Origin of the sequence: Rhodococcus wratislaviensis (assembly GCF_041228765.1) — a bacterium.
Lineage (GTDB): Bacteria > Actinomycetota > Actinomycetes > Mycobacteriales > Mycobacteriaceae > Rhodococcus_F > Rhodococcus_F wratislaviensis.
Window position 1 is genome coordinate 4,891,668 of sequence record NZ_CP150488.1, and the last position, 24,362, is coordinate 4,916,029.

1 protein-coding gene (only partly in view) is annotated in these 24,362 nt (G+C 68.9%); it reads left to right on the forward strand.

All coding sequences use genetic code 11. The features are described from left to right. Window positions 1–24,362 carry the 5' portion of a non-ribosomal peptide synthase/polyketide synthase gene (locus WKC72_RS22740; RefSeq protein WP_370179340.1) on the forward strand. The gene runs 5,185 nt beyond the window's last position, so the window shows 24,362 of its 29,547 coding nt (coding positions 1–24,362); the start codon lies at window positions 1–3; its stop codon lies beyond the right edge, outside the window.

Sequence of the window (24,362 nt, forward strand, 5' to 3'; positions counted from 1 at the left end):
GTGGTCGAAGCTGTGCCGAGTGGTGACGTGACCACCGAGGGTCGCATTCCGGACGGTGCATTTCCGCTCTCGGCCGCTCAGCAGGGCATGTGGTTCGCCCAGCAACTCGATCCCGACGTCCCCGTCACCATCGCACAGTGCGTCGAACTGGTGGGTGCCCTCGACGTAGCGCTGCTGTCGGAGTCGATGATCACCGCGGGCCGCGAACTCGGCTCCGCGTTCCTCCGCCTCGTCGAGGTCGACGGAGTTCCCTATCAGCTGGTCGACCCGACCCTGGAAGCATCGGTCCGGTTCGTCGACCTGCAGCACGAGCCCGATCCGCGGGCAGCGGCAAAGGAGTGGATGCGGCAGGAGTACACCGCGCCGCTCGACGTGTGCCGCGATCGGCTCACGACTTCGGCTGTACTGCGCATCGGAGCGGATCGCCACTACTGGTACAGCCGTGTCCACCACGTCGCGCTCGACGGCATGGGATCGGTGACGCTCGTCGACCGGACCGCCGAGTTGTACACCGCGGCCGTCGAGGGGCGCGCCGCTGGGCCGTCCAAGGCCGCCGAACTCACCGACGTCGCCCGAGTCGACGACGACTACCGGACGTCGTCGCGCTACCGCGCCGACCGCGACTACTGGTCCGAGCGGGTATCCACCATCGGCGAACCACACAGCCTGGTCGACCGGAGCGCCCCGGCGCGGGCACGGAGCCGCACGACGGGCGGCCAGATCCCCGACGCCCTCGTCGACCACCTCGAGGCCGCGACCGACCGCCACGACTCGTCGACCGCATTCGAGGTCGTCGCCGCCTTCGCCGCATACCTCTCCCGGATGACCGGACGCGAGGAGGTCGCGGTCAGCCTGCCCGTCACGGCCCGCACCACCGCGCTGCTCCGCCGCTCCGGCGGCATGGTGTCCAACGTCGTCCCGCTGCGCCTGCACGTGCGCCCGGATGCGACGAACGCGGAACTGGTGGCAGCGGTCCGGTTGGAAGTCACCGCGGCGCTCCGGCACCAGCGGTACCCGCACATCGACATCCGACGCGACGCGGCCACCGATCATCAGGGCTTCTACGGCCCACTGATCAACGTCATGCTGTTCCACAACGAGATCACCCTGGGTAGCATCGTCGGCCGACTCGAACTGCTGTCGACCGGCCCCATCACCGACCTCGCCGTCAACGTCTACCACGGGGTCGCCGGCACCAGCCTCAACCTGGACCTCGAGGCCAACCCCGACCTGTACTCCGAAGACACCCTCGCCGCCCACCACGCTCGGTTCACCCGGTTCCTCGGCGAGTTCCTCACATCCGACACACACGGACCACGACGGATCGGCGACCTCGAGATCCTCGACGAGAACGAACGCCGCAGCCTGGTGCCCGCCACCGGGGGCCCCGGATTCGCACCGATCACGCTGCCGGATCTGCTCGCCGGCGCCGTCCGCAGCAACCCGCACGGGGACGCCCTCCTCACACCCGGGTGCGGAACGTCCGACGACCCCCTGAGCTATCGCGCCCTGGACGAGACGTCGAACCGGCTCGCGCGCCTCCTGATCGACCTCCAGGTCGGTCCGGAGGTTTCCGTGGCGTTGGCGTTGCCACGGTCGCTCGAGTCCGTGTCGAGTGTGTGGGCGGTGGCGAAGACGGGGGCGGCGTTCGTTCCGGTGGATCCGGGTTATCCGTCTGATCGTATTGCGTTCATGTTGGCGGATTGTGGGGCGCCGATCGGTGTGACCACGGCCGCGCTGCGCGAGGGTTTGCCGGACTGCACGCACTGGATCGTCCTCGACGACGCCGAGTTCGTGTCGGCGCTCGCCTCGTATCCGGCGGATGCGGTCACCGACGCCGACCGCACCGGTGTGTTGTCGGTGGATCATCCGGCGTATGTGATTTACACGTCGGGGTCGACGGGTCGGCCGAAGGGTGTGGCGGTCACGCATCGGGGGCTGGTGAATCTGGCTGCGGACGAGCGGGACCGGTTGGGGGTGTCGGCGGGGTCGCGGGTGTTGCATTTCGCGTCGCCGAGTTTCGATGCGTCGGTGTTCGAGGTGGTGATGGCGGTGTGCGCGGGGGCGACGCTGGTGGTTGCGCCGACCAGTATTTTCGGTGGCTCCGAGTTGGCGGAGTTCCTTGCCGGGCAGCGGGTGTCGCATGCGTTTTGCACGCCGGCGGCATTGGCGTCGCTCGATCACCGCGGTCTCGAGCACCTGCGGACGGTGGTGGTGGCGGGTGATGTGTGTCCGCCGGAGTTGGTGGCGAGGTGGGCGCCGGGCCGGGTGATGGTCAATGCGTACGGTCCGAGTGAGGCGACGATCATGTCGTCGGCGACCGGTCCGATGATGCCGGGGCAGCGGGTGAGCATCGGGTCACCGACCGTGGGTGTCGACCTCGTCGTCCTCGACCACTGGTTGCGTCCGGTTCCGGTGGGGGTTAGCGGCGAGTTGTACGTGATGGGTCCGAGTGTGGCGCGTGGGTATGTGCACCGGGCGGGGTTGACGGCGGGGCGGTTCGTGGCGTGTCCGTTCGGTGTGGGTGGGCGGATGTATCGCACGGGTGATGTGGTGCGGTGGGTGGTCGCCCCGGACGGGCCTCCGGTTCTGGAGTTTGTGGGGCGTAGTGATTTTCAGGTGAAGATCCGGGGTTTCCGGATCGAGCTGGGTGAGATCGATGTGGTGTTGGCGGCGCATGAGGTGGTGGAGTTCGCGCACACGGTCGGGTATGACGACGGTTCCGGGAGCAGTCGTCTGGTGTCGTATGTGTTGCCGGCGCCGAATGTGGTGGTCGATACCGGTGCACTCGCGGGGTTCGTGGGGGAGCGGTTGCCGGGGTATATGGTGCCGTCGTCGATCATGGTGTTGGGGTCGTTGCCGCTGACGGCGGCGGGCAAGCTCGACCGCAACGCCCTCCCCACACCCGTCTTCGCCGCATCGTCGGCCGACCTCGTGCACCCCCGGACGGTCACGGAGGAGACCCTTCTCGGGATCTTCCGCGACGTCCTCGGCCTGCCCGAACTGAGCGTCGACACCAGCTTCTTCGACCTCGGCGGCAATTCGCTGACGGCAACCCAGGTCGTGTCCCGGGTGAACACCGCCCTCGGTGTGCGGATCGGGGTTCGGGACCTCTTCCAGTCGCCGTCGGTGTCGCAACTGGCCGCCGCCGCGGCACAAGCCGGTTCGCACACCGACCCGCGGCCGGCACTGGAGGCGCGGCAACGGCCCGACCGCGTGCCGCTGTCCGTAGCGCAGCAACGGATGTGGTTCCTCAACCAGTTCGACACGGCGTCGCCCGCCTACAACCTGCCGATCGCGCTGAGGCTGACCGGTGTACTCGACCGCGACGCCCTGCGCAGAGCGCTCGGCGACGTTCAGGAACGCCACGAGGCGCTGCGCACCGTCTTCCCCGACAGCGCCGACGGACCCCACCAGCGGGTCATGCCCGCCGTGAGCCTGCTGGCCGGCCACGATCCGATCGACGTCGACGCCGATTCGCTCACCGCCGCGGTGACGGCCCTCGGCGGCACCGGATTCGACCTCACCACCGACACACCGCTGCGCGCCGGGCTGTTCCGTGAGGCGCCCGAGCGGCACGTCCTCGTCCTCGTCGTCCACCACATCGCCGCCGACGGCTGGTCGATGACGCCACTCGCCGCCGACGTGATGGTCGCGTACGCGGCGCGCGCCGCCGGGCACGCACCCACCTGGGCGCCGCTCCCCGTGCAGTACGTCGACTACAGCCTCTGGCAGCGAGACCTACTGGGGTCGGAAGACGACCCGAACAGCCTGTCCGCCAAGCAGATCGCACATTGGCGGGCAGCGCTCGCCGGCGTGCCGCAGCTGATCGAGCTGCCCACCGACCGCGCGAGGCCCGCCGAGATGTCACACCGCGGCGGGCGTGTCGAGTTCACGATCCCCGCCGACGTCCACGGGCGTCTCGTCGATCTCGCACAGAGCACCGGCACGACGCTATTCATGGTCACGCACGCCGCGCTGGCCGTACTACTCCGCCGGCTCGGCGCCGGATCGGACATCGTGATCGGCACGCCCGTCGCGGGACGCGGCGAGGAGGCCCTCGACCACCTCGTCGGGATGTTCGTCAACACCCTCGCGCTCCGCACGACCGTCGACCTCGGTGACACGTTCGAGGACGTTCTCGCCCGGACCCGCGCCGCCGACCTCGCCGCCTTCCAGCACGGCGACGTCCCGTTCGAGCGCCTCGTGGAGGTGCTCAGCCCCGCCCGGTCGTCGGCGCACCATCCGCTGTTCCAGGTGATGCTCACGTTCCAGAACACGGCGAACACCCGGGTGGAACTCGACGGACTCGAGGTCGAGGCTGCCGAGATCGACGTCCACGTGGCGAAGTTCGACCTGCAGCTCACCGTTGTCGAGCAATTCGACTCCGCCGGCGCCGCCGCGGGTCTGGCCGGGCAACTGTCCTATGCGACAGACCTGTTCGACGAGAACACCGTCGTGTCGATCGGCGAACGGTTCGGCAGGCTCCTCGACGTGGTCGTCGACAACCCGCCGGTCTCGGTGGGCGACATCGACCTGCTCGACGCGGACGAACGGTCCGCCCTCGCGGCGGCCAACGCGACGGACCACCCGGTACCGGCAGACACTCTCGTGTCGTTGTTCGCGGCCCAGGCCACTGCCACTCCCGACGCGGTGGCGCTGGTATTCGAGGACCGGTGGCTGACGTACGCCGAATTCGACGAGCACACCGACCTCCTCGCCCGCTACCTGATCAGAAGTGGTGTGGGACCGGAGTCCGTCGTCGCGGTCGGGATGCGCCGATCGATCGATCTGCTCGTCGCCGTCTATGCGATCGTGAAGGCAGGCGGCGCCTACCTGCCGATCGATCCCGATCACCCCGCCGAGCGCACCGCGTATGTGCTCGACACCGCTCAGCCGGTGTGCGTGCTGACGCGCGCCGCCGACGACACCACCTTCACTACCGCGGCACCGGTGGTGAACATCGACACCCTCGACCTTCCCGACGAGGACCCGGCCCCGATCTCCACCGCGCTCACCGCGGGCAACGCAGCGTATGTGATCTTCACGTCCGGGTCGACGGGCCGGCCGAAGGGTGTCGCGGTCACCCATGGTGCGATCGTGAACCGCCTGCTGTGGATGCAGCACGAATACACCCTGACCAGCGCGGACGTCGTCCTGCAGAAGACTCCGGTGACGTTCGATGTGTCGGTGTGGGAGCTGTTCTGGCCGCTGCAGGTCGGTGCCACGCTGGTGATCGCCGCGCCGGACGGACACCGCGACCCCGACTACCTCGCCACCCTCATCCGTCGGCACCGCATCACCACGATGCACTTCGTGCCGTCGATGCTGTCGGTGTTCACTGCGGAACCGGCTGTGGTGGAATGTGATTCGTTGCGGTTGGTGTTCTGTTCGGGTGAGGCGTTGACGCCGGAGCAGGTGTCGCGGTTCCGGGCGGTCAGTGCTGCTGAGCTGCACAATTTGTACGGGCCGACGGAGGCCGCGGTCGACGTGACGTATTGGGAGACCGGTGCTGCGGATACGGTGACGGTGCCGGTCGGGCGTCCGGTGTGGAACACGCAGTTGTATGTGCTCGATGCGCGGTTGCATCCGGTGCCGAGCGGGGTGGCGGGGGAGTTGTATCTGGCGGGTGATCAGCTGGCGCGGGGGTATCTGAATCGTCCGGATCTGTCGGCGGATCGGTTCGTGGCGAACCCGTTTGTTGCGGGTGGGCGGATGTATCGCACGGGGGATCTGGTGCGTCGCCGCGCGGATGGGGTTGTGGAGTATGTGGGGCGTACCGATTTCCAGGTGAAGTTGCGGGGGCAGCGGATCGAGTTGGGGGAGATCGAGGCGGCGCTGGAGACGCATCCGGATGTGGTGCAGGCGGTGGTGGTGGTGCACGGCGACGACCGCGGTGAGGACGCGCTGGTGGCGTACGCAGTCGGTGCCGTGGACGTCGCGGCCACCGATCTCCGCGCCCACCTTGCCGAGATTTTGCCGTCGTACATGATCCCGGCGCACGTCGTGCACCTCGACGCCCTGCCGCTGTCGGTGAACGGCAAACTCGACCGCAAGGCCCTGCCCGCACCGGACCTCGACGCTGCGACCACCGAATACGTGGCGCCGCGGACCCCCGCCGAGGAGGTCGTCGCCGGTGTGTTCGCCGAAATCCTGGGGGTCGAGCGGGTCGGCATCCACGACCACTTCTTCGACCTCGGCGGCAACTCCCTCGTCGCCACCCGACTGGTGTCGCGACTGCGCACGGCGCTCGGCGTTCCGGTGTCGCTGCGCGACGTCTTCGATGCGCCGACCGTCGGCGGGCTCGCGCAACGGTACGAGGGCGTCGACCGCGACGCACACCCCTCGAGTCCGGCTCTGGCCCCGCAGGTGCGGCCCGAGCGAGTGCCGTTGTCGCCCGCCCAGCAGCGGGTGTGGTTCCTCAACCAGTTCGATACCTCGAGCCCCGTCTACAACCTGCCTCTCGCCGTGCGGTTCTCGGGTGACCTCGACGTCACGGCACTGAGTCGCGCGCTCCGTGACGTGCTGAACCGGCACGAATCGCTGCGCACCGTGTTCCCCGGTTCGGACACGGGACCCTGGCAGCGCATCCTCGACGCCCAGGACGTCGACCTCGGCGTCACCGTCGTCGAGGCCCGGGAGGCCGACCTCGACAACTCGATCCGGGCGTTCGCCCTCACCGGCTTCGACGTCACCACCGAGATCCCCGTGCGCGCACGACTGCTGCGCGTACGGGACGACGAACACGTGCTGACCTTGGTGGTGCACCACATCGCCGCCGACGGATGGTCTTTCGCGCCGCTGTCCCGCGACCTGATGCTCGCGTACGCCGCGCACAGCGGCGGCCACGACCTGCAGTGGACGCCGCTGCCGGCGCAATACGCCGACTACACACTCTGGCAACGAGAACTCCTCGGCGAGGAGGACGACCCGAACTCCCGGGCCGCCCGTCAACTCGACTATTGGGGAACCGCACTGTCCGGGCTGCCGGACAGCATCGCCCTGCCCACCGACCGAGCCCGACCTGCGGTCGCGTCGAAACACGGCGCGACCCTGTCCTGGGAGATCTCCGCGGAATTGCACCACCGCCTGTCGACCCTGGCCCGCACACAGAACGCCACCCTGTTCATGGTCGCGCACTCCGCCCTGGCGGTGCTGCTCGGCCGGCTCAGCGCGACCACCGACATCGCGATCGGCACGCCCGTCGCCGGCCGAGGCGACCGCGACCTCGACGACCTGGTCGGCATGTTCGTCAACACCCTCGTGCTCCGCGCGCAGGTGGACCCGGCGTCTCCGTTCACCGAACTGGTGCAGCAGGTCCGAGACGTGGACCTCACCGCGTTCGCCCACACGGATGTGCCGTTCGAACGTCTCGTGGAGCACCTGAACCCCACCCGCACCGCTGCCCACCACCCGCTGTTCCAGGTCGCCCTGTTCTTCCAGAACCACGCACCCGCGCACCTCGAACTCCCCGGCCTGTCGGTGTCGAGCGAACCGGTCCTCCCCGACGTCGCCGCATTCGACCTGCAACTCGTCCTCACCGACACCCACGGCGCCGACGGCAGGCCCGGCCCCATCGCCGCCGAATTCAACTACGCCACCGAACTGTTCGACGAGAGCACGATCCGCTCGTTCGGCGCGCAGTTCGTCCGGATCCTCGAAGCCGTCACCGCCGCACCGCAGACGCCGGTCGGCGACATCGCGATCGCCGACCCCGCCGCACGCCTCCGTGAACTGTCCGAGTGGAACGCCACAGACCACGACGTTCCCGTCGCCACCCTGCCAGATCTGTTCGACGCACAGGTGGCGCGCACTCCCGGCGCGACGGCCCTGGTCTTCGGCACCGACTCCCTGACCTACGCCGAGCTCGACGAGCGGGCGAACCGACTCGCCCGGTATCTCGTGTCGTGCGGTGTGGGTCCCGAGTCGCGGGTCGCGCTGGCGATGCGGCGCTCGCTGGACCTCGTGGTGGGAATGTACGCCGTCGTCAAGGCGGGCGGCGCCTACGTGCCCGTCGACCCGGATCATCCCGCCGACCGCATCGGATACGTGCTGCAGTCTGCCGGGCCGGTACGCGTCCTCACCACGAGTGCGGATCGCACCGCAATTCCGTCCGGCGTCGAGGTGGTCACCATCGACGACCTGGACCTGACCGACTTCTCCGCCACGCGCGTCACCGACACCGATCGGTTGCTTCCCCTGCGCGCGGGCAACACCGCCTACGTCATCTACACGTCCGGGTCCACCGGTAAACCGAAGGGGGTGGCGGTGCCGCACGCGGGCATCGTCAACCAGTTGCTGTGGATGCAGTCGGAATATGCGCTCACCGAGCGGGATGTGTTGTTGCAGAAGACGGCAACCACCTTCGACGTCTCCGTGTGGGGGTTCTTCTGGCCGTTGCAGGTCGGCGCCACCATGGTGCTGGCCGCCCCGGACGGACACCGGGATCCGGCCTATCTCGCACGCACGATCGACGAGCACGGGGTGACGGTCACCGACTTCGTGCCGTCGATGCTCGACGTCTTCATCGCCGCGGCCTCGGCAGCCTCCTGCGTCACCCTGCGGCACGTCTTCGTGATCGGCGAGGCGCTTCCCCCCGAAACCTCGAGTCGGTTCCGGGCCTTGTCGTCCGCCGGACTCCACAATCTGTACGGGCCCACCGAGGCCGCGGTGTCGGTGACGTACTGGGAGACTTCCGACGCCGACGACACCACGGTGCCGATCGGTGTGCCGGAGTGGAACACCCAGGCGTACGTGCTGGATTCGCGGTTGCACCCGGTTCCTGCGGGAGTGTCGGGGGAGCTCTACCTCGGTGGAATCCAGCTCGCGCGGGGGTATCTCGGCCGGGTGGATCTGACGTCGGATCGGTTCGTCGCGAACCCGTTCGGGGGTGCCGGGGCGCGGATGTACCGGACGGGCGATCTGGTGCGACGCCGGACGGACGGGGTGCTCGAGTACATCGGGCGTACCGATTTCCAGGTGAAGTTCCGTGGTCAGCGGATCGAGCTGGGTGAGATCGAGACGGTGCTGCGGTCGCATCCGGATGTGACCGGTGCTGCCGTTGTCGTCTACTCGGATGCCACGACGGGCGATCATCTCGTGGCGTATGTGGTTCCCGCGCCCGATCGCGCTGTCGACGCCGCGGCATTGCGCGCGTACGCGTCCGAAGCACTGCCCTCGTACATGTTGCCGTCGGCGACGATGCTGCTCGACGAGTTCCCGCTGAACACGAGCGGCAAGCTGGACCGCAAGGCGCTCCCCGCGCCGGAATTCTCCTCGGCTGCGGGTGAATACATCGCACCGTCCACGACCGTCGAACACTCCGTCGCTGCGGTGTTCGGCACGGTACTCGGACTCGACCGGGTGAGTGTCCACGACAGTTTCTTCGACCTCGGCGGCAACTCACTGATCGCTACCCAGCTGGTGTCCCGGATCCGCAATGAACTCGATGTGCCGCTCGCGGTGCGGGACCTGTTCGAGTCGCCGACCGTCGCGGAACTCGCCGCCCGACTGTCGCAGTGCGGCAGTGCGGACACCCGGCCGGCGCTGACCCGGCGGGAGCGGCCGGAACAGGTTCCGTTGTCGCCGGCCCAGCAGCGCATGTGGTTCCTCAACCAGTTCGACCCGTCGTCCCCTGCCTACAACCTGCCGTTCGCGGTGCGGTTCACCGGGACACTCGACCGGGCGGCCCTCGAGGCGGCCATCGCCGACCTGATCGACCGCCACGAAACGCTGCGCACGGTGTTCCCGGATTCGGCGACCGGCCCGCACCAGGTCGTGCGCGACACCGTCGACGCACGCCCGACCCTGTCTGTCGCGGCCGTCGGTGAGGACGAACTGGAGACCGTCCTCGGACGTTTCTTCGCCACCGGTTTCGACGTCACGATCGACCTGCCGGTCCGCGTCACGCTGATCCGGGTGGGCGCCGACGACCATGTACTGGCACTGGTGGTCCATCACATCTCCGGCGACGGCTGGTCTATGGCACCGATGGTGCGCGACGTGATGATCGCGTACGCGGCCCGCACACGGGGCGAGCGACCCACGTGGACGGCGCTTCCCGTGCAGTACGCCGATTACGCCCTCTGGCACCGTGACCTGCTCGGCGAAGAATCCGACCCCGACTCTCTCGCGGCCCGGCAACTCGACTTCTGGACGAACACCCTCGCGGGTGTTCCCGACGAGCTCGATCTCCCGGCGGACCGGCTGCGACCCGCGGAGCAGTCCTACCGCGGTCGGCACGTCGACTTCGCCGTCGGCGCGTCCACGCACCGCGCGCTGGCTGCGCTCGCACAGTCCCGGCGGGCCACGCTGTTCATGGTCGTGCACACCGCGCTCGCCGTCCTGCTCGGGCGTCTCAGCGCCTCCTCGGACGTCACCATCGGCACGCCCGTCGCGGGCCGCGGCGAACGCGAACTCGACGATCTGATCGGCATGTTCGTCAACACGGTGACCCTGCGGACCCCCGTCGATCCGGGTTCGGCATTCACCGACCTGCTCGACCACGTCCGGGACGCGGATCTCGCGGCGTTCTCCCACGCCGACGTGCCGTTCGAACGGCTGGTGGAGGTGCTCAGCCCCACCCGGCACGCTGCCCGGCACCCGTTGTTCCAGGTGATGCTCACCTTCCAAAACCTGGAGCAGATCACACTCGAACTCGACGGACTCACCCTGCGCGGACTCGACACCGACATCGACGTCGCGAAATTCGATCTGCACTTCACCCTCGTCGAGCGGTTCGCCGCCGACGGCGATCCCGACGGGATCACCGCGCAACTGACGTACGCCTCGGATCTGTTCGACGAGGACACGGCTGCCTCCATCGCCGCGCGATTCACCGCGATCCTCGGTGCGGTCACCACGGACGCCGGGACGCGTGTCGGCGACATCCCGTTGCTCGACACCGACGAGAGCGCCGCCCTGAGGCGCTGGAACTCGACCGACCACGACGTTCCTGTCGCCACGCTGCCGGATCTGTTCGATACGCAGGTGGCGCGCACCCCGGGCGCGACGGCGGTGGTGTTCGAGGGCGCTGCACTCACATACGCGGAGTTCGATGCTCGGGTGAACCGGTTGGCGCGGTACCTGGTCTCGTGTGGTGTGGGGCCGGAGTCGCGGGTGGTGCTGGCGATGCGACGCTCGCCGGACCTGGTGGTGGGCATGTATGCGGTGGTGAAGGCCGGTGGTGCGTATGTGCCGGTCGATCCGGATCACCCGGTCGATCGCATCGGCTACGTGCTCGCCTCGGCGAGGCCGGTGTGTGTTCTGAGCACCGCCGCTGACCGCGGCGACCTTCCCGGTACGTTCTCGGTGCTCGAGATCGACGGGCTGGATCTGTCCGAGTTCGAGTCGAATCCGATCACCGATGCCGACCGGATCGCTCCGCTGCGCCCGTCCAATACCGCGTACGTGATGTACACGTCGGGGTCGACGGGGAAGCCGAAGGGGGTGGCGGTCCCGCATGCGGCGATCGTCAACCAATTGGTGTGGATGCAGTCCGAGTACGGGCTGACCGACCGCGACGTGTTGTTGCAGAAGACGGCGACAACGTTCGACGTGTCGGTGTGGGGGTTCTTCTGGCCGTTGCAGGCCGGTGCGGCGATGGTGTTGGCGAGTCCGGACGGGCACCGGGATCCGGTGTATCTGGCGGAGGTGATCGACGAACAGGGAGTGACGGTCACCGATTTCGTGCCGTCGATGCTGGATGTGTTCGTTGCGTCGGTACCCGCCGGCTCGTGTTCGAGTCTGCGGCACGTGTTCGTGATCGGTGAGGCGTTGCCGCCGGAGACGGTGGTGCGGTTCGGGGACATGTCGACTGCCGGCCTGCACAATCTGTACGGGCCGACGGAGGCCGCGGTCTCGGTGACGTACTGGGAGACTTCCGACGCCGACGACACCACGGTGCCGATCGGTGTGCCGGAGTGGAACACCCAGGCGTACGTGCTGGATTCGCGGTTGCACCCGGTGCCGGTCGGGGTGCCGGGGGAGCTCTACCTCGGTGGAATCCAGCTCGCGCGGGGGTATCTCGGCCGGGTGGATCTGACGTCGGATCGGTTCGTGGCGAATCCGTTCGGGGGTGCCGGGGCGCGGATGTACCGGACGGGCGATCTGGTGCGACGCCGGACGGACGGGGTGCTCGAGTACATCGGGCGTACCGATTTCCAGGTGAAGTTCCGTGGTCAGCGGATCGAGCTGGGTGAGATCGAGACGGTGCTGCGGTCGCATCCGGATCTGACGGGTGCTGCCGTTGTCGTCTACTCGGATGCCACGACCGGCGACCACCTGGCTGCCTACGTGGTGGCAGTGCCCGGCAGTCAGTTGGATGTCGCGGACCTGCGCCGCCACGCAGCGGGTTCACTTCCGTCGTACATGCTGCCGTCGGCCGTGGTGCTGCTCGACGAGTTTCCGCTGAACACGAGCGGCAAGCTGGACCGCAAGGCCCTCCCGGCGCCCGAGTTCGTCTCGAATGCAACCGAATACGTGGCACCTCGCAACGAGGTGGAGCAGACGCTCGCGAACGTGTTCGCCGACGTGCTGGATGCCGGCCGGATCGGTGTACACGACAGTTTCTTCGATCTCGGCGGCAACTCGCTGTCCGTCACCCGGGTGACGGCGCGCATCACCGAGGCGACCGGAACCCGCCTGTCGGTTCGCGACGTGTTCGATGCGCCCACCGTGGCCGCACTGGCGTTGCGCATCGACTCCACCAGCAGTGATGCGCGCCCGGCCCTGACCGCAGTGACCCGGCCCGCCCGCATCCCGCTGTCGCTCGCGCAGCAGCGCATGTGGTTCCTCAACCAGTTCGACGCCGACTCACCGGCCTACAACCTGCCGTTCGCGGTGCGGTTGTCCGGCGCGATCGACACGGCGGCGTTGGCGGCGGCGTTCGACGACGTCGTCGAACGTCACGAGTCGCTGCGCACGGTGTTCCCGGACGGCGGGGACGGCCCCGAGCAGATCGTGGTGCCCGCATCCGACGTCTCGGTGACACTGGAGCCGGTCGACGTGACCGAGATCGACCTCCTCGGCCGAATGGTGGCGTTCGCGTCCCGCGGATTCGACGTCACCGCGGAGACACCGGTACGGGCGATGCTCTTCCGCACGGCCCCCACCGAGCACGTCCTGGCGGTCTCGCTGCACCACATCGCGGCCGACGGCTGGTCGTTCGGACCACTCGGCCGCGACGTCATGGTTGCCTACGCGGCCCGCGCGCACGGGCAGACCCCACAGTGGGCGCCGCTCGAGGTCCAGTACGCCGACTTCAGCGTGTGGCAGCGGGAGGTTCTCGGCAGCGGGGACGACGCCGAATCCGTCATGGCCACCCAACTCGGATACTGGACGCGCACACTCGCCGGCGCGCCCGACGAACTGCGGCTGCCCTTCGACCGGCCACGTACGGCTCAGCCGACGTTCGCCGGGCGGTCGGTGGGCTTCAGCATCGACCCCGGCACCCATCGGGGCATTCAGCGTCTGGCCCGGGAACACGGGGCCACCACGTTCATGGTGGCCCACGCCGCGTTCGCGCTTCTACTGGGGCGCCTGTCGGCCACCGACGACGTCGCGATCGGCACCCCGATCGCCGGACGCGGCGAACGCGCACTCGACGACCTGGTCGGCATGTTCGTCAACACCCTCGTTCTGCGCACAGCCGTTCGGAGCGGAGACAGCTTCGCCGAGTTGCTGCGCACGGTGCGCGACACCGACCTCGCAGCGTTCGCCCACGCGGACGTCCCGTTCGAGCGGCTGGTCGACGTGCTCGCCCCGGCGCGCACCCCGGCGCATCACCCGATCTATCAGGTTGCGCTGTCGATGAACCCGGTGCAGGCGGACGAGTACGAACTGCCGGGATTGCGGATCTGCGTCGAGGACGTGGATCCGGGGGTCGCCAAGATCGACCTCCAGCTGACGTTGGGTGAGAATGTCGACGACACCGGAGCACCGTCCGGGATGCGTGCCGAATTCACCTACGCCACCGACCTGTTCGACGAGTCCACGGTCCGCGACCTCGGGTGGCGATTGCAGCGGATTCTCGCGGCCGTGATCTCCGACCCGGGCACCGCCGTCGGTGATCTCGACATACTTCAGGACACCGAACGGGAAGTCCTCGTCCCGGCAACGGGCGGGCCCGGACTCGCACCCGCCACGCTGCCGGATCTGCTCGCCCGTGCCGTGCGCAGCAACCCGGACGGCGATGCCCTCGTCGCCCCGACAGTGCTCGGTGCGTCCGTGGACGCCACCAGCACGCTCACGTACCGGGAATTGGACGCCGAATCGAACCGCCTGGCGCGACTGCTCGCCGCCATGCAGGTCGGTCCGGAGGTTTCCGTGGCGTTGGCGTTGCCACGGTCGCTCGAGTCCGTGTCGAGTGTGTGGGCGGTGGCGAAGACGGGGGCGGCGTTCGTTCCGGTGGATCCGGGTTATCCGTCTGATCGTATTGCGTTCATGTTGGCGGATTGTGGGGCGCCGATCGGTGTGACCACGGCCGCGCTGCGCGAGGGTTTGCCGGACTGCACGCACTGGATCGTCCTCGACGACGCCGAGTTCGTGTCGGCGCTCGCCTCGTATCCGGCGGATGCGGTCACCGACGCCGACCGCACCGGTGTGTTGTCGGTGGATCATCCGGCGTATGTGATTTACACGTCGGGGTCGACGGGTCGGCCGAAGGGTGTGGCGGTCACGCATCGGGGGCTGGTGAATCTGGCTGCGGACGAGCGGGACCGGTTGGGGGTGTCGGCGGGGTCGCGGGTGTTGCATTTCGCGTCGCCGAGTTTCGATGCGTCGGTGTTCGAGTTGGTGATGGCGGTGTGCGCGGGGGCGACGCTGGTGGTTGCGCCGACCAGTATTTTCGGTGGCTCCGAGTTGGCGGAGTTCCTTGCCGGGCAGCGGGTGTCGCATGCGTTTTGCACGCCGGCGGCATTGGCGTCGCTCGATCACCGCGGTCTCGAGCACCTGCGGACGGTGGTGGTGGCGGGTGATGTGTGTCCGCCGGAGTTGGTGGCGAGGTGGGCGCCGGGCCGGGTGATGGTCAATGCGTACGGTCCGAGTGAGGCGACGATCATGTCGTCGGCGACCGGTCCGATGATGCCGGGGCAGCGGGTGAGCATCGGGTCACCGACCGTGGGTGTCGACCTCGTCGTCCTCGACCACTGGTTGCGTCCGGTTCCGGTGGGGGTTAGCGGCGAGTTGTACGTGATGGGTCCGAGTGTGGCGCGTGGGTATGTGCACCGGGCGGGGTTGACGGCGGGGCGGTTCGTGGCGTGTCCGTTCGGTGTGGGTGGGCGGATGTATCGCACGGGTGATGTGGTGCGGTGGGTGGTCGCCCCGGACGGGCCTCCGGTTCTGGAGTTTGTGGGGCGTAGTGATTTTCAGGTGAAGATCCGGGGTTTCCGGATCGAGCTGGGTGAGATCGATGTGGTGTTGGCGGCGCATGAGGTGGTGGAGTTCGCGCACACGGTCGGGTATGACGACGGTTCCGGGAGCAGTCGTCTGGTGTCGTATGTGTTGCCGGCGCCGAATGTGGTGGTCGATACCGGTGCACTCGCGGGGTTCGTGGGGGAGCGGTTGCCGGGGTATATGGTGCCGTCGTCGATCATGGTGTTGGGGTCGTTGCCGCTGACGGCGGCGGGCAAGCTCGACCGCAACGCCCTCCCCACACCGGTGTTCGCGCGCCGCAGCGAATTCACGGCGCCCCAGACCCCGGCCGAGGAGGCGATCGCCGCCGTCTTCGCCGACGTGGTTGGCGAGCCGTCGATCGGGCTGGACGACAACTTCTTCGACCTCGGCGGCAATTCGCTGACGGCAACCCAGGTCGTCTCCCGGGTCGGTGCGGTGCTGGGAACACGCATCTCCGTCCGCACCCTGTTCGACCACCCCACCGTGCGCGAACTCGCGATCGCCGCGCTGTCCGAGACAACGGTCGAGCGGCCCGCCCTCGTCGCCGGTGAGCGGCCCGCGCTGATCCCGCTGTCTCCGGCGCAGCAGCGGATGTGGTTCCTGAACCAGTTCGACACCGCCTCGGCCGCGTACAACATTCCGCTCGCGCTGCGCATGTCCGGCAGGATCGATGTCGCAACCCTGCGTGCGGCGCTCGGCGACGTGCTGGAGCGGCACGAGGCGCTGCGCACCGTCTACCCGGCGACCGAGAACGGGGCGCATCAGGTGATCGTCCCGGTGGAGTCGGTCCCCCTCGATCTGACACCGTCACGTCTGTCCGGTGAAGACCTGACCGGTGCGATCCTGCGCCACGCGGCCGCCGGGTTCGACGTCACCACCGACCTCCCGCTGCGGGTCCACCTGTTCCGTGAGAGCCGCTCGGAGCACATCCTGCTGTTCGTCGTCCATCACATCTCCGCGGACGGCTGGTCGTTCATGCCCCTCGCCTCCGATGTCATGACGTCCTACGCGGCCCGGACCGCCGGTGACACGCCGGCCTGGGACGCGTTGCCGGTGCAGTACGCCGACTACGCGGTGTGGCAACGTCAACTGCTGGGCGACGAGCACGATCCGCAGTCGCTGGCCGCCGGCCAGATCGCCTACTGGAAGCGAACACTCGCGGATCTGCCGGACCAGGTCGAACTGCCCACCGACCGCCCCCGTCCGCCGGCTCCGTCGAACCGCGGCGGCACGGTACGACTGGCCCTGGACGGCGACGACCATCGGCGTCTGCTGGACGTGGCGCGCACCCACCACGCCAGCCTGTTCATGGTCGTCCACACCGCACTCGCCGCGCTCCTGTCCCGGATCGGGGCCGGCCCCGACGTCGCGATCGGAACATCCGTCGCGGGCCGCGGCGAGCAGTCCCTCGACGGACTCGTCGGCATGTTCGTCAACACCTTGGTGCTGCGCACCGACGTGCAACCCGAATCGACGGGCGCCGAACTGCTCGAGCAGGTCCGGCGCGTCGACCTCGAGGCGTTCTCCCATGTCGACGTGCCGTTCGAGCAGCTGGTCGACGCGATCAACCCGACCCGTTCCACCGCGTTCCACCCGCTGTTCCAGGTGGCGCTCGCACTGCAGAACCTGCGGACCCCGACACTCGAACTGCCGGGACTGGAGGTATCCGCGCTCGAGATCACATCGCCGATCGCCAAGTTCGACCTCAACTTCGTGCTCGGCGAACGCCACGACGACGAGATGAACCCGGCAGGGCTCGATCTCGAACTCGGCTACGCCAAGGACCTTTTCGACGAGGACACCGCGCTGCGGATCGGCGAGTCCTTCCTCCGGGTCCTGACAGGACTGACCCGCGATCCTCGAACCACGGTCGGCGACCTCGACCTGCTCGGCGACGATGCCCGGCTGCGTCTGCTCGCACTGTCACACGGCGCGACACGGGAGACGGCGCAGCCCACCCTCGCCGGTCTCCTCGACGAACAGGCACGGACGACGCCGGATGCCGATGCGGTGCTCTGGCGCGACACGACGCTGACGTACGCGGAGTTCGATGCCCGGGTGAACCGCCTCGCGCGCAGGCTCATCGGCGACGGTGTCGGCCCCGACGTCGTCGTGGCGATCGAGATCCCGCGGTCGCTCGACCTGCTCGTCGCGGTCCACGCCGTGGTGAGGGCAGGCGGCGCCTACACCCCACTCGATCCCGGTCAACCGGCGCAGCGCAACAGCGACATCGTCGAGCAGTCCGCCGCATCCCTGGTGCTCACGAGCAGCGCGCTGCTCACACCGACCGCGACGACACGGTACGGGGTGCGGGCGATCGTCCCCGCAGACCCGGACCCGGCAGAGTTCGGCGGGGAGCCGATCCGCGCCGACGAACGGGTCGCGCCGCTGCGCCCGGACAACACGGCGTACGTCCTCTTCACCTCCGGTTCCACGGGGCGGCCCAAGGGGGTCGCCGTCTCCCATGCGGCGATCGCGGCGCAACTCGCATGGCTGCGTGAGCAGTACGCGCTCGGCACCGCCGACACGATGCTGCTCAAGACCCCGGTGACGTTCGACGTCTCGGTGTGGGAGTGCTTCGCGCCGCTCGTCTCCGGCGGCCGGCTCGTCGTTGCCGAACCCGACGGGCACCGCGACCCCGAGTACCTCGTGGGCGTCCTTCGCGCACACGGCGTCACCGTCGTGCACTTCGTGCCGGCGATGCTGGCGGCCCTGACGTCCGGCCCCGGCCTCGAGGACCTGCCGGCGCTGCGGCAGGTGCTGGTCGGCGGCGAAGCGGTGTCCCCGGAGACGATCGACGAGTTCCGGGCGTCCCATCCCGCGGAGATCGACAACACGTACGGACCCACCGAGGCGGCGGTGACCACCACATTCTTCGCGGCCCGGTCCGACAACTCCGACACCGTCCCGGTCGGTTTGCCTGTCTGGAACACCAGCACCCTCGTTCTGGACGGCCGACTGCGCCCGGTGCCGGTCGGTGTGGCGGGAGAGCTGTACCTCGGTGGCGTCCAGCTCGCCCGCGGATACCTGTCCCGCCCCGACCTCACCGCCGAACGCTTCGTCGCCGACCCCTTCTCCACATCGGGCGCGCGGCTGTACCGCACTGGCGACCTCGTCCGCTGGAACGCGGCGGGCCGGCTCGAGTACCTCGGGCGCACCGACTTCCAGGTGAAGGTCCGCGGTTTCCGCATCGAACTCGGCGAAATCGTGTCGGCACTGCTTCGGCACGAAGACGTGGAGCAGGCGATCGTCGTCCCGCATTCGGACCCGCACACCGGCGATCACCTGGTCGGGTACGTCGTGCCGAGGCGCGGAATCACACCGGACCCGGACGCCGTGCTCGCCGAGGCGGCGGGCAGCCTGCCCTCCTACATGATTCCGTCGCTGCTGATCACGCTGGCGGAACTGCCGCTGACACCGAACGGCAAGGTCGACCAGAGAGCCTTGCCCGCACCGGTGTTCACCGTGAAGGCGGACTACACGGCGCCCCGCACCGAGACCGAACGCCTCGTCGCCGGGATCTTCGCCGAACTCCTCGGCGTCCCCCGGGTCGGCGTCGACGACAACTTCTTCGAACTCGGCGGCAACTCCCTGTCCGCCACCAAGCTCAGCACCCGCATCGGCGTGGCGGCGGAGATACGCGTCGCCATCCGCGACGTGTTCGACGCCCCCACCGTCGCGGCCCTGGCCCGGCGACTCGACGGGCACGGTCCGTCCGCCGCGATCGCACCCCTGACAGCGGCGGTCCGCCCCGACCGGATCCCGCTGTCACTCGCGCAGCAGCGGATGTGGTTCCTCAACCAGTTCGACACGTCCTCGCCCGCATACAACCTTCCCGCCGCGGTCCGGCTCACCGGACCGTTGGACACGGCGGCGCTGGCCGCGGCGATCGACGATCTGATCACCCGGCACGAATCGCTGCGGACCGTCTTCCCCGATTCCCGGGGCGGACCGCACCAGGTGATCCTCGAACCCGGAGAGTTCACCCCCGACGTCGCACCGGTCCGCGTGAGCGAGGCCGGGCTGCGCGCGGATCTCCAGCAGTTCCTGCTGACCGGCTTCGACGTCTCCCAGGCCGTGCCACTGCGGGTGAAGGTGTACTCGCTCGGCGACACCGAGCACGTGCTCGCCCTCGTCGTCCATCACATCTCCGCCGACGGCGTGTCGATGGAACCGCTGATCCGGGACGTGATGATCGCGTACTCGAGCCGCGCGGCAGGCCAGGCGCCCACCTGGGTGCCGCTGCCGGTGCAGTACGCCGACTACGCGCTGTGGCAGCGGGACGTGCTCGGTGCCGAATCCGACCCGGGCAGCCTCGCCGTCGCCCAGCTCGAGTATTGGACCCGGACACTCGCCGGTGTCCCGGACCAGTTGTATCTGCCGGGCGACCGGGGCAGGCCGGCCGTTCCGTCGCATCGGGGCGCGGCGACCCGTTTCACCCTGGACGCCGACACGCACCGGGCCCTGGCCGAGCTGGCACGCGCGCACGGCGCCAGCATCTTCATGGTCGCCCACGCCGCGCTCAGCGTCCTGCTGGGCCGGCTCAGCACCACCTCCGACATCACCGTCGGCACGGCTGTCGCCGGCCGCGGCCGGGTGGAACTCGACGACATCATCGGCATGTTCGTCAACACCCTCGTGTTGCGCACGACGCTGGACCCGGGGGCGTCGTTCGTGTCGCTGCTCGAACAGGCCCGGGACGTCGACCTCGAGGCGTTCGCCCACGCGGACCTGCCGTTCGAGCGGCTGGTGGAGGTTCTCAGCCCGGTCCGCTCCACCTCGCACCACCCGCTGTTCCAGGTGGCGCTCGGCGTGCAGGCGGTCTCCGCCGACCGACTCGAACTGGACGGACTGTCGGTGGAACCGCTCGCACTCGACGCGAGCATCGCGAAGTTCGACCTGCACTTCACGCTCACCGAACGGCTCGACGACACGGCCGAGGCGGCCGGCATCGACGCCGAACTGGTCTACGCGACAGATATTTTCGACGAGAGCACCGCCGCCGGGTACGCGACCCGGCTGCGGCGGATCTTCGAGGCGGTCGTCGCCGACCCGCAGCGGCCGATCGGCGACATCCCGGTCCTCGGCGACGAGGAATACGCGGCGCTCACCCCGGTGCGCGGCGCCGACGCGCGACCGGTGCAGATGCTGCCCGAGATCCTCGCTGACGCCGTCGCCGCGGCGCCCGACGGACCCGCCGTCGTCTTCGAGGGTGAGAGCCTCACGTACCGGGACCTCGACGAACAGTCGAACCAGCTGGCCCGGTTGCTCGTCGACAGGGGAGTGGGACCCGAAACCCGGGTCGCGCTGGCGCTTCCGCGGTCCTTCGAATCCGTGGTGGCCGTGTGGGCAGTGGCCAAGACGGGTGCCGCCTTCGTGCCCGTCGACCCCGGCTATCCCGCGGACCGCATCCTGCACATGGTGCAGGACTCCGGGGCGATGGTCGGGATCACCGTGTCCGCCAAACAGGATCTCCTCCCGGACTCGATCCGGTGGATGCTCCTCGACGACCCGGCACTCGAGGTGCGCTGCACCCAGGAATCCCGGTTGCCGCTCACCAACCGCGACCGCATGCGGCCGATCCTGTCCGACCAGGTGGCGTACGTCATCTACACATCGGGGTCCACCGGCCGGCCCAAGGGGGTCGCGGTCACGCATCGCGGTCTGATGAACCTGGTGACCGACGAGCGTGAGCTCCTCGGGCTCACCTCCCATTCGCGGACACTGCATTTCGCGTCCCCGAGCTTCGACGCCTCGGTGTTCGAGATGCTGATGGCACTCGGCGCGGGAGCCACGATGGTCATCGCCCCGCCCACGATCTACGGCGGATCGGAACTCGCCGAACTGCTCGCCGCCGAGCACGTCACCCATGCGTTCTCCACTCCTGCGGCGCTGGCGTCGGTAGACCATCACGGGCTCGACGACCTTGCCGTCGTCGTGGTCGCCGGTGACGTGTGCCCACCGGAACTGGTGGCCCGATGGGCGCCCGGGCGTCGCATGGTCAACGCGTACGGCCCCAGCGAGGCGACGATCATGTCGTCCATCACCGAACCCCTCCGCGCCGGCGAACCGGTCACCATCGGCGGACCGAGCCGCGGAGTGCGGGCACTCGTGCTGGACGGCCGGCTGCGTCCCGTGCCGGTGGGCGTGCCGGGCGAACTGTACGTCGCAGGCCCGAGCCTCGCCCGCGGCTATCTCGGACGGCCGGGACTGACCGCCGAACGCTTCGTCGCCGACCCGTACGGCGAGCCCGGCGACCTGATGTACCGCACCGGCGACCTCGTCCGGTGGCGGGAGAACCGCGTCCTCGATTTCGTCGGCCGCACCGACCACCAGGTGAAGATCCGCGGGTTCCGGATCGAACTCGGTGAGATCGATGCCGCGCTCACCGCACACCCGCAGATCGAGTACGCCACCACGATCGGATACGAGCACCCGAACGGGGAGACCTCCCTCGTCGCCTACGTGCTGCCGTTCACCGGTGAGGACGTGGACCGGGTCGAGGTCGCGAATTTCGTCGGGCGCACCCTGCCCGCCTACATGGTTCCCGCCTCCGTCACTCTCCTCGACGCCCTGCCGCTCACCCCGGCGGGCAAGCTCGACCGGGCCGCGCTGCCCGAGCCGATCTTCGCTGCCGCGGCCACGACATTCGAGGCACCGCGGAACCCGATGGAGGTGATCGTCGCCGGCATCTTCGCGGACATCCTCGCGTTGCCCGAGATCGGCATCCACGACAGCTTCTTCGATCTCGGCGGCAACTCGCTGCTCGCCACCCAGGTGGTGTCGCGGATCAACGCCGCACTCGACGTCCACGTCGGGGTCCGTGAAGTGTTCGAGTCGCCGACCGTCGCCGCGCTCGCGGCACACATCACCGAGACCACCACCCACGGTGTGCGACGCCCCGCGCTGACGGCGAAGCCCCGTCCCGAACACATTCCGCTGTCGCTCGCCCAGCAGCGGATGTGGTTCATCAACCAGTTCGACACCGCATCGCCCGCCTACAACCTGCCGGTCGCGCTCCGGTTGTCGGGCGAGGTGGACCTGCGTGCCATGCAGGTCGCGATCGCCGATCTCGTCGGGCGGCACGAGGCGTTGCGCACCGTCTATCCCGACTCCGCCGACGGCCCGCACCAGGTGATCGTGCCCGCCGGAGACGCGGTGCCCGACCTGACACCGGTGGCGGCGCACCCCGACGACGTCCTCGAGCGGGCGCTCGCACTCGTGACGACAGGCTTCGACGTGACCGCGGACGTGCCCCTTCGGGCGCGGATGTACCGGGTCGGCGCCGACGACTACGTGCTCGTGATGGTCGCCCACCACATCTCGGGGGACGGCTGGTCGCTCGCCCCGCTGGCCCGCGACGTGATGCTCGCCTACACCGCCCGCGCCGAGGGGCACGTTCCCCGCTGGACGCCGCTCCCGGTGCAGTACGCCGACTACAGCCTGTGGCAGCGGGAACTCCTCGGCGACGAGGCCGATCCCGAATCGGTCGCCGCCGCTCAGATCGCGTACTGGACCCGCACACTGGAGGGCCTGCCCGACCGGCTGTCCCTGCCGACCGACCGTCCCCGCCCCGCGGTCGCGTCGCACCGGGGCGCGCACGTGCCGTTCACCATCGACGCCGGCACCCACCGCGCCCTGCTGGCGCTCGCACGCGGCCGGAACACCTCCCTGTTCATGGTGATGCACACCGCGCTCGCGGTACTGCTCGCGCGACTGAGCAACGAGTCCGACATCGCCGTCGGCGCACCCATCGCCGGCCGCGGCGAGGAATCCCTCGACGAACTCGTCGGCATGTTCGTGAACACCCTGGTACTGCGCACCCAGGTGGACCTCGCGAGTTCGTTCGCGGACAGCCTCGCCGACGCACGCTCTGCCGATCTGAATGCGTTCGCGCACTCCGACATTCCGTTCGAGCGCCTCGTCGACGTGCTGAACCCGGCCCGGTCCCGCGCGCACCACCCGCTGTTCCAGGTTGCGTTCTCGTTCCAGAACCTCTCCACCACCACACTCGAGCTTCCCGGACTGCACGTCGAGGGACTCGACGTGCCGAACACGATCTCCAACTTCGATCTGCACCTGACGTTGTCGGAGAAGCACGACGCCGACGGGTCCCCGGACGTGATCGAGGCGCAGTTCACCTACGCCACCGACCTCTTCGACGAATCCACCGTGCGGGCATTCGCGGAACGCTTCACCCGCGTCCTCGCGTCGGTCGTACAGGATCCGGACATGGCCGTCGGGGCCATCGACCTGCTCGACGGCCCCGAACGCCGTTCGGTCCTCGCCGAATTCAACGACACCGGCGTCGATCTGCCGCCGACGACACTCGACGAACTGTTCTCCGCCCAGGTGGCGCGCACACCCGAGAAGGCCGCGGTGTTCTTCGAGGGCACCGAACTGACGTATGCAGAGTTCGACCGCCGCGTCGACGCGCTCGCCCACCGCCTGATCGATCGCGGGGTGGGGCCGGAATCCGTGGTGGGACTCGCAATGAACCGGTCGATCGAACTGCTGGTCGGGATGTACGCGGTGCTGCGAGCCGGCGGCGCGTATCTGCCGATCGATCTCACCCATCCGGCCGACCGACTCGCCTACGTGCTCGAGACCGCACGCCCGGTGTGCATCCTCAGCACGTCCGCGGACGGGTTCGCCGCCGAGACCGTCCCGGTCCTCGAGATCGACACCCTCGACCTCACCGCCTCACCACGCGGATCGGTGACCGATGCGCAACGCCTAGCCCCGCTGCGGCCGGAGAACACGGCGTACCTGATCTTCACGTCCGGGTCCACCGGCAGACCCAAAGGTGTCGCCGTTACCCACGCCGCCATCGCGAACCAACTCCGCTGGAAGCAGCACGAATACCCGCTGGACACCACCGACGCCGTCGTCCAGAAGACACCCGTCACGTTCGACCTGTCGGTGTGGGAACTGTTCTGGCCGCTGACCTCGGGCGCTCGACTCGTCAT